The sequence below is a fragment of the Rhodococcus sp. NPDC060086 genome (assembly GCF_042730275.1).
Lineage (GTDB): Bacteria > Actinomycetota > Actinomycetes > Mycobacteriales > Mycobacteriaceae > Rhodococcus.
In genome coordinates, this window is record NZ_JBHWWZ010000034.1 from 41,423 (window position 1) to 50,139 (window position 8,717).

An 8,717-nucleotide genomic window follows, 5' to 3' on the forward strand; every position below is an offset into this window, starting at 1 on the left:
CGCATCCGGCCGATCAACGCGAGAATCCGAGATTCAGGCAGAAGTACGGTGTCGCCACCGAATCAAGAGCGGGACCATCAGTGCGACCGCCGCCGCCGAGATGATCACTGGAATGGCACGGCTCCGTCCTCCGATACTCAGGAGGTCTATCGGCGGTGCAGGAGCAGTGCGGCCGGCGATGCGCGTAGAGCTGTCGTTGCCTGCTTCCACGTCCGCCGGCTCCGTGCTGTCCGATGGCCGCGGACCTGCGCTCTCCGAGGCATCCACGTTCGAAGTTCCTGCAGACACAAGGATCTGTTCTGCGAGGTTGGCGGCGAACTGCTCGATGAGCTTGTTGGAGACTTCTGCGAGAGCTCCACGTCCGAATTGTGCTGGCTTGCCGGTGATATCGAGTTCGGTCTCGACGACAACATCGGTACGTTCGCCCGACTCGGACAGACGACACGTGATGACCGCGCTCGCCGTGCCATTGCCTCGGGCCTCTCGACCGCTACCTTCGAAGACCACCACCTTTGCGGCCTCATCCGTCGACCGTAGTTCGATGATGCCGGCGTACTTCAAGGCGATCGGGCCCACTTTGACCTTGATGTTGCCGGAATACTTGTCGCCGTCGTGGGACGTGATGGTAGCTCCCGGAACGCAGGGCGCGACACGTTCGATATCGAGTAGTACCCGCCAGGACTCGTCGACGGGGACGGCGATGCAGAAGGTGTTCTCCAGTTTCATGCAGATCCTTGTATTGGTCGAACCAATGGTTCAGGTGGTTGTCGATGCGGCACGGATGGCGGCCACTATCCCTTGATAGCCGGTGCAGCGGCAGATGCTTCCGGAGATGCCGTCTCGGATCTCTTCGTCTGTCGGTGTGGGGTTCTCCTGCAGCAGTGCCGTCGCCGTGAGAATGAAACCCGGTGTACAGAAGCCACATTGCAGGCCGTGGTGCTCGCGGAAGGCTTCCTGGATCGGTGCCAGCGTGCCGTCGGGCGAGGCGATGCCCTCGATGGTGGTGATCCGGGTACCGTCGGCTTGCACTGCGAACACGAGACATGCGCGTACGGCCTCACCGTCCATCATGACCGTGCACGCGCCGCAAACTCCGTGTTCACACCCCACGTGGGTGCCGGTCAGCCCGCAGTCGACGCGTAAGAAGTCTGCCAGCGTGAGTCTCGGCGCGATGGACGAGCGTCTCACTGTGCCGTTGACCTCGACCGTGATCTCGATGTCAGTCATCGATTGCCTCCTCGAGGGCGCTCGTCAGGGCGCGCGCCACCATCGTTGCTCCGACTCGTGTGCGATATGCGGCGGATCCGTGCAGATCGGCAGGAACAGACCTCAAATCGGATACCGCGGCGTGCCCGATCTCGCGCACCTCCAGTGCGTCGATCGAACATCCCACCAAGGAGCGTTCTGTTGCGGTCGCTCGCATCGGCACAGGCCCCAGTCCGAAGAGTCCTATATTGCACTTCTCTACTCGCGCATTCTCATCGACCTTCACGGCCACGCACGCACCTGCCATAGCGAAGTCGCCCTTGCGACGGGAGAATTCGGCGATCGCATGCCCGATTCGGCCTTCCCATACGGGAAAGGTGATCCTTGTGAGAATCTCGTCGTCACGCAGCGCTGTACTCCATATGCCGGTGAAGAACTCTGCAGCCTGTATGGTGCGGCGGCCGGAGGCGGAGAGCGCCTCGAGCTCGGCGTCGAGAGTCAACGCCACCGCCGGGTACTCCGCAGCGGCGTCCGCGTGGGCAACAGAACCACCGATGGTGCCGCGAGTGCGGATCGGAAAATGTCCGATGAGTGGTGTGGCCTTGGAGAGCAACGGCACGGCCCTGCGGATGGTAGCCGACCTGCCGATCGTCGCCTGATTCGTGGTGGCGCCCACGCTGACCGAACCCGAATCCTGCGTGATACCGCTCAGCTCGGTGAGACGCGCAATATCGATGAGATGCTCGAAAGCGGCCAGTCGAAGGTTGAGCATCGGCATCAGACTCTGTCCGCCCGCGATGACTTTCGCGTCGTCTCCGAACCTCGTGAGGAGTTCGGCTGCTTCCTCAGGTGTCGTGGGCCGGTGGTATTCGAATGACGACGGTTTCACTTGTCCACCGCCTGGGTGCGAGCGGCATCGAGCATGTCGATGATCCGGGACGGGCTCAACGGCAGATGATCTACTTCGACCCCGAACGGCGCAAGAGCATCGACGACGGCGTTGACCACCGCCGGAGCAGATCCGATCGCTCCACCCTCACCGACACCCTTGTAACCGCCCGGGCCGGGGCCCGGGGTTTCGATGTGTCCCAGCTCGATCACGGGAGCCTCGTTGGCCGTCGGGACGAGATAGTCCATGAACGTCGTCGTGATCGGGTTCCCGGTGTCGTCGTAGGCCAGATGCTCGTAGAGAGCTCCACCGATGCCCTGTACCGTGCCGCCGTAGATCTGTCCTTCGACCACGTTCGGGTTGATCATGGGACCGCAATCATCACTCACTATGTAACGCAACAGTGTTACCTCACCGGTCTCGATGTCGACCTCGCATGTGCACACGTGGGTCGCGTTGGCCCAGATCAGTGGGCTCTCTGCCCGGTATCGTTCGCTTACCTCCAGGCCGAAGGTAAGGCCCGGCGGGAGTGTCTGGGCTTGGAAGTATGCGATGTCGGCAATCTCGGCCAGACTCAACTCCCGGTTCGGCACACCGCGAACGGTGGCCCGACCGCGCGAGAACTCGACATCGTCGGTGTCGACTTCGAACGTGTGCGCGGCGAGTGCGAGGATCCGTTGACGAAGGACCGCCGCGGCCTGAGCCACGGCGCCGGCGGTCATCGAGGCGGATCGGCTACCGCCGGTTCCGGCGCCGAAGGGTGTGATCGCGGTGTCGCCCTGGACTGTGTTGACGTGCCCGATCTCGACCCCGAGCGCGTCGGCGGTCAGCTGGACCACGGTGGTCTCCAAGCTGTTTCCGCAGGATCCGCCGGCAACGTAGACGTTGACCTTGCCGGACGGCTCGATGCGAATGGTGGCGCCCTCGGTGGCGTGGAATGCCGTCGCGCCCGTGGTGGGTTCGAGGTATGTGCATGTGCCCACACCGATGTAGCGACCCTCCAGGCGGGCGAGGTGCTGTTCGCGGCGAAATGCGGGGTAGTCGAGGATCTCGAGTGCCTGCTCGAATGTCTCGCGCGGTGTGACGTCCGAGTAGGGCATACCGTTGGGGTTCGAAACGGGCAGTTCGTCGACTCGCAGCAGGTTACGTCTGCGGAGTTCGACCGGGTCGATGTCGAGGCGCCGTGCCGCGGTGTCCAGCGCTACCTCACGCGCCATCGATTCGAACTGCCAGGGCCCGCGATAGGCAGTACGCCCAACTGTGTTGGAATACAACAGTTTCGTTCTGAAGGTGGCGGCAGGAACCCGGTACGGTCCCGGGAACAGCATGCCGACAACCCCGCCTGCGGTCATCGGAGGTGTGACCGGGTAGGCGCCCACGTTCTGCACATACTCGAGGTCGGCGGCAAGGAGCGTTCCGTCGGCGTCGAACGCGAAGCGCCCTGTCCCATGCTCTTGGCGGGCCATCCCCGCAGACATCAGATGCTCTTGCCGATCTTCGATCCACTTGAGTGTGGCCCCGGCCTTTATGGCGGCCAGCATGATGCAGATTTCCTCGCGCTGCGGTACCACCTTCTGCCCGAATCCGCCCCCTGTGTCCCGGACGATCACTCGCACGTGGTGCTCATCGATTCCGAGGACGCGTGCGCATACCAATCGAACTTCATGTGGTGCCTGAGTGGACGTCCAGATCGTCATGTCGCCCGCTGCTGCTGACCATTCCGCGACCACTCCTCGGGTTTCCATCGGCATGGGCATGTGGGCCTGCTGGTGCACTGTCTGCTCGACGACATGCGCGGCACTGTCGAAGAGGGGCTCGAACTCCGACAAGGGTCTACCGGAGAGTTCACCCGCCAGATTGCACGGCGCATACGAGTGCACGAGTTCGGGGTTCTCATAGGCCGTTTCGTAATCGACCACCGGAGTCAGCGGCTCGTATTCGATGAGGACCCGCTCGGCCGCATCCTCCGCCACATAGCGATCGGTGGCGATGATGAGTGCGACCGGATCTCCGACGAACCGGACCTCGTCCTCCGCGAGTGGTACACGGATCAGACGATCGGCGACACGCTCTGCTGTGTACCTGAACTCGTGGACGCCGGAATTCAGGTCTGCAGCGAGGTATATCGCGGTGACGCCATCGACCGCGAGCGCATCCGAGGTGTCGATTTCGAGAATTCGTGCGCGAGCATGGGGGCTGCGTACGAAACACGCATGTAGCATGCCGGGTCGAACGATGTCTTCAACGAAAGTGCCTGAGCCGGTGAGTAAACGAGCGTCTTCGATCCGTGGAACACGCGTGCCGACCGAGTTGCCCGTGTCCTTTTCGGTAGTAGTCATCGGGCTGCTCGCAACTGTGTGGTTCCCGGCTCAGGCATAGTCGGACGTCGAACGCTGTTGGTGACCACCTGACTCCTTTCGATACTTGCAGATTTCGACCCCTGCTGCGGTCCTGCGTAGGCGCGGACTCGAATCTGAGGGCGGCGAACTGCATGGGCGTGAAGACGTTCCGAGCGTTGACAAGGCATTCGAAGGTGCACTGCAGTGCAGTCGACCGGGGCTGTGCGGGACTCGCGTTGTGCCTGGGTCAACAATACTTGCTGGTCAAGTTAGAGGCTGGATGACGATGTGTCAATCACTGATCTGATGACGGAATCGCTTCTGTCTACGAACGCCCAGAAGCATTGCTGGCGAACGTGTGTGACGGACTGTGCGAGTGGAGTGACGACAAAGCCGGACATCGGGAGGTCGTGGCTGCTCACGGACGCAGTGAGGGCACGCACCCAGTGCCGGTTCGGGCAGCGTGAAGCGCTGATCCGATCACTGGGTGCGTGCAGGGCGCAGCTGGCGCGGCGCTGAATCCATCGTGCGGAGTTACCTCGCAGAGGAGGTGGTGCGCGTCAGTCCCATGCGACGGGCAGGGAATGAACTCCGAAGACCACCATGTCGGTCCGTAGTGGGATTTCTGCGGCTGGAACGGTGAGTCGGAGAGCCGGCAGGCGCTTGAACAGTTCGACGAGTCCTACGCGCAGCTCTACACGGGCGAGCTGCTGACCCAGGCACTGGTGGATGCCGTAGCCGAAGGCCATGTGCCCGGTGTCGCGCGGGCGGGTGACATCCAACTGGTCGGAGTCCGGCCAGCGCTCTTCATCCCGGTTGGCGGTGGGCAACGAGATCACGACAGTGTCGCCGGCCGGAATCTCAACCCCACCAAGGGTGATGTCCTCCAACGCGATGCGAGTCGGGCCGGTATGCGACACCGACAGGTACCGCATCAGTTCTTCGATGGCTGCGTCGATGAGGGTCGGATCGTCCTGGAGCGCAGCGAGCTGCTTCGGGTGCTCCAGCAGTGCAAAGACGCTCAGCGCAAGCATATTGGCGGTTGTCTCGTGGCCTGCACCGAGAATCGTCACGCCGATATCGATCAACTCGGCGTCGGTCAGCGGTGGATCGGCGGCCAGTTCGCCGCTGATCAGGCCCGAGAGCATGTCGTCACCGGGCTCGGCGCGTTTGGCGACGACCAGATTGCGCATGAACTCCCACAGTGCGAGCCCGGCGTCGCGCTGCTGTTCCGGAGTGTTGTTGATGTTGAGGGTGATCGCGCTCCGTTCCTGGAACTCTGCCCGGTCTTCATACGGCACGCCGAGGAGCTCGCAGATCACCAGTGACGGTAGAGCCAACGCGAAACCTTCCACGAGGTCGGCGGTCGTGCCGGCGTCCTGCATGGCGGTGATGAGTTCGTCGGTGATCTCGTGCACTCGCTGATCCAGGGCACGCATGCGACGCACGGTGAACTGACTGGTGAGCACCTTGCGTAGCCGCGAGTGTTCCGGGGGATCCATGAAGATGAACATGCCGTCGGTGCGCTCCATGTCCGGCCGGGCGGGGCAGCCGCCGGCCGTCACCTGTTCGGAGGTCAGGGACATGGCGCTGGTGTTGCGAACCACATCGGAGCTGAGGCGGGTGTCCGAGATGGCCTTGCGGACTTCTTCGTAACCGGTGACGAACCAGACGTGTGAGCCATTGAGCAGTGGCAACTTTGCGACCGGGCCCTGTTCCTCTTGCAATCGGAACCGTGCGGCGGGCGGATCGAAGGGGCACCCGGTCCTTTCGGATATTTCGGGGGGTAGAGGTCGTCGGCCGGTCAACGATCCGATCGGGGCGGTCGTCTCGGTAGCTTTCACGGGCTGTTCCCTTCGTTGGCTGTGGGTTCGGAATGAGCGTTTCGGGGGTGACGGGGGGCGGTGAGCATTCCTGTGACTGCGTCGATGAGCGCCTCCCCGATCATGGGCCAATCGGCAGGCACGCCTGTGCTCGCGGCGAGACGTTCCTCGGCGGCGCAGGTGTGCAGGACGACCATCCGTAGTGCCCGGCTCCGCAGGGCTTCCTCGGCAGGTGGAAGCTCCGGCACACCGGACCATGTGTCGTACCGGGGGACTTGCACCAGCGTGCCGGTCAGAATCTCGTCACGGAGGACGGGATCGACGTCCACCTGAGCGATGAAGCGTGCCTGCCAGCTGGGATTTCCGAGTTCGGCCAGGTGTTCGATATGCGGCCGGATGAAGCTCGCTACGTGGTCGCGGGGGTCGTCGGAGTCGCGCACCTGTTCGCTCAATTCGCGGGTGCGGGCGGCGATCGGCTCACCATGTCGACGGATGATCGCGCGCACCAGGTCTACGCGGTTGCCGATGTGGTATTTCAGCGCAGAATTGTTGCCTATTCCAGCTGCTTCGACGATGTGCCGCATCGAAACCTGGGCCATGCCTTGTTCGGCAATCAGCTGTTCTGCGGTGGTGAGTAGTAGTTGTCGGGTGGCCTCGCCCTGTTCCTTTCGTGAAACGGGTTGAGGGGAGGAGACGGACGAGTTCTTGGACATGGTCATCATTTTGTCTCCCACGACGCTCCTCGCATTCCGCCGCCTCCGAAAATATCTCAGATACGTATCTGAGATGTGTTGTACCGTACTCGACAGGCGCATGTCTGCCAATGGTTTTCGTCGATGAATGTGCGCCGCATGCGAACGACGACAAGGAGATCTCCCATGAAGGTGAGCGTTGATACTCAGAAGTGCATCGGCTCCGGGATGTGCGTACTGCACACGCCGGAAGTGTTCGACCAGCGTGACGACGACGGTGTGGTGATGCTGGCGACCGAGAGTCCCGCACCGGAACTGGACAGCTCGGTCAGGGAGTCGGCAGCCTCCTGTCCCGCTTCCGCAATTCATCTCGTCGAATCGTGAAACGTGTCGTGATCGTCGGTGCGGGGCGACCGGCCTCCGCTGTGGGACGTTACGAGGGCGATGTGTCGGACACAGATGTCAGTATCTGCACATGAGTGAGAGCGGTAGACGGGCCCGGGATGCAGTGGAGCAACTGCGGCCCCGGCTCGTCCCCACTCGGGGTAGCGGCCGGGGCGCATGAGCGAAGGGCTCCGCTTTGTCCCGTACCGATGCGCATGCTCCCCTGTGGGTTCGTCTCCACCGCGGTGAGCTTGCTGTTGAACCGTGCCACGATCACCGCGATGGCGTGTGCGACCTCCCCGATCATGTCCAGGAAAAGCGGCTCTTCCGAGTTAGCAGGGGCGTAGCTGCCTGGCCCTGGATGACGCCCGCCGCGCTTGGCGGGTGCAGGCCCACCGTACCCGCCGGCGTTGATTCTCCGGCGTCCTGAATCCGAATGCGATCCGGCCGACGTGCTTGACGATCCGATTGAAGCCCTCGCTACGCGCATTCGACAGGCCGGTGGTGATCGCGAGGATCATCGGCTCCTGCCAAGTGGAGATCGTCGCGGCCAGCTTCCCGATTTCCGGGACCGAGCACGCTGCGCAGAACGCGTAGAAGCGATGCAATGCGTCTCGGATCTCGTAACGAAGACCGCCACGATCAGTGCACGCCAACACATCCCGAAGCAGTTCCTTCGCGATCCATGCCGCGGCGATGTCCCCGGCGGGGTCGGCTGCGGTCAGCTTCTCGAACAACGCGGCCCGCTGCTCGTCGGTGAGGCGCTCAGAAGCCCGCAGCAACCGGCGACGATTGATCCACTCGACGTCGCTCTTGCGGCCACGCCGGCCACGCTCGGCCTGGGTGACCCGGCGCCGGACCGTGTCGACCATCTCGTTGGCCTTCTTGACCAGGTGGAACCGGTCCACGATCAGCTGCGCGTGCGGCAGCGCCTCGCGCATCGCCTTCGCGTAGACCATCGACATATCGATCGCGACGTGGGTGATCTGAGCCTTCCACGTCTCGTCCCGGGCGTCGAACCAGTCGATCACCACCGCGGAGGTGCGCCCGTTGACCTGCGCCAACAGACCCTGACCGCCGGAGATGTCGACCAGTCCGGTGTCCCACCGGTCCACCCACGAGCGTTCCCCGGTGTCGGGGCAGGTCTCCCACTTGGCTTTGCCGCGGCGGGTCTCGTCGATGCCGAGGACGACGACTTTCTCGGGTTCGACCTCGAGGATCGGATCGGCGGTCACCACCACCGCCGTGTGGCACGTGTTCCACGAGCAGCCGTACGCGGCCGCGACGGCCTTGACGGAGCGGTCGTCGTCGAGGACGGCCAACGCCATCTCTGTCTTGGCGCGCCCGGTGATCCGGGCTCGGGGCGGGATCTGCGGTATCGACT

The 8,717-nt window shown here is 63.2% G+C and carries 8 protein-coding genes; 1 reads left to right on the forward strand and 7 read right to left on the reverse strand.

The window, feature by feature from the left end:
- Positions 1-33: 33 nt before the first annotated feature.
- The 6 genes from ACFWB0_RS18000 to ACFWB0_RS18025 all read right to left on the reverse strand — a co-directional run bounded on the left by ACFWB0_RS18000 (position 34) and on the right by ACFWB0_RS18025 (position 6,991).
- Positions 34-726 (reverse strand): SRPBCC family protein, encoded by a 693-nt coding sequence (locus ACFWB0_RS18000; RefSeq protein ID WP_378491825.1) that lies wholly within the window; start codon positions 724-726, stop codon positions 34-36.
- A 30-nt stretch (positions 727-756) separates the two neighbouring features.
- Positions 757-1,227 (reverse strand): (2Fe-2S)-binding protein, encoded by a 471-nt coding sequence (locus ACFWB0_RS18005; RefSeq protein ID WP_378491826.1) that lies wholly within the window; start codon positions 1,225-1,227, stop codon positions 757-759.
- Entirely contained in the window at positions 1,220-2,095 is an 876-nt protein-coding gene (locus ACFWB0_RS18010) for an FAD binding domain-containing protein (protein ID WP_378491827.1), read from the reverse strand. The genes ACFWB0_RS18005 and ACFWB0_RS18010 overlap by 8 nt, the downstream gene beginning before the upstream one ends.
- Entirely contained in the window at positions 2,092-4,434 is a 2,343-nt protein-coding gene (locus ACFWB0_RS18015; protein WP_378491828.1) for a xanthine dehydrogenase family protein molybdopterin-binding subunit, read from the reverse strand. Before ACFWB0_RS18015 ends, ACFWB0_RS18010 begins: the two co-directional genes overlap by 4 nt.
- A gap of 560 nt (positions 4,435-4,994) precedes the next feature.
- Positions 4,995-6,131 (reverse strand): cytochrome P450, encoded by a 1,137-nt coding sequence (locus tag ACFWB0_RS18020; RefSeq protein ID WP_378491829.1) that lies wholly within the window; start codon positions 6,129-6,131, stop codon positions 4,995-4,997.
- Between the two features lie 143 nt (positions 6,132-6,274).
- The gene (locus ACFWB0_RS18025) at positions 6,275-6,991 is read right to left on the reverse strand and encodes a TetR/AcrR family transcriptional regulator (RefSeq protein WP_378491830.1); all 717 of its coding nucleotides are present in this window, start codon (positions 6,989-6,991) and stop codon (positions 6,275-6,277) included.
- A 144-nt stretch (positions 6,992-7,135) separates the two neighbouring features.
- Here ACFWB0_RS18025 and ACFWB0_RS18030 point away from each other — a divergent pair, with 144 nt between their 5' ends.
- On the forward strand, positions 7,136-7,333 hold the full coding sequence (locus ACFWB0_RS18030; protein ID WP_378491831.1) for a ferredoxin: 198 nt from the start codon (positions 7,136-7,138) through the stop codon (positions 7,331-7,333).
- A 332-nt stretch (positions 7,334-7,665) separates the two neighbouring features.
- Here the strand turns inward: ACFWB0_RS18030 and ACFWB0_RS18035 are convergent.
- Positions 7,666-8,717, reverse strand: a 1,052-nt coding sequence (locus tag ACFWB0_RS18035) for an ISL3 family transposase (RefSeq protein WP_378491832.1), incomplete at its 5' end; no start/stop codon positions are given.

Excerpts from the sequence above, each read along its gene's own strand:
- ACFWB0_RS18000 (WP_378491825.1), bottom strand. The coding sequence starts at position 726 with ATGAAACTGGAGAACACCTTCTGCATCGCCGTCCCCGTCGACGAGTCC.
- ACFWB0_RS18005 (WP_378491826.1), bottom strand. The coding sequence starts at position 1,227 with ATGACTGACATCGAGATCACGGTCGAGGTCAACGGCACAGTGAGACGC.
- ACFWB0_RS18015 (WP_378491828.1), bottom strand. The coding sequence starts at position 4,434 with ATGACTACTACCGAAAAGGACACGGGCAACTCGGTCGGCACGCGTGTT.
- ACFWB0_RS18030 (WP_378491831.1), top strand. The coding sequence starts at position 7,136 with ATGAAGGTGAGCGTTGATACTCAGAAGTGCATCGGCTCCGGGATGTGC.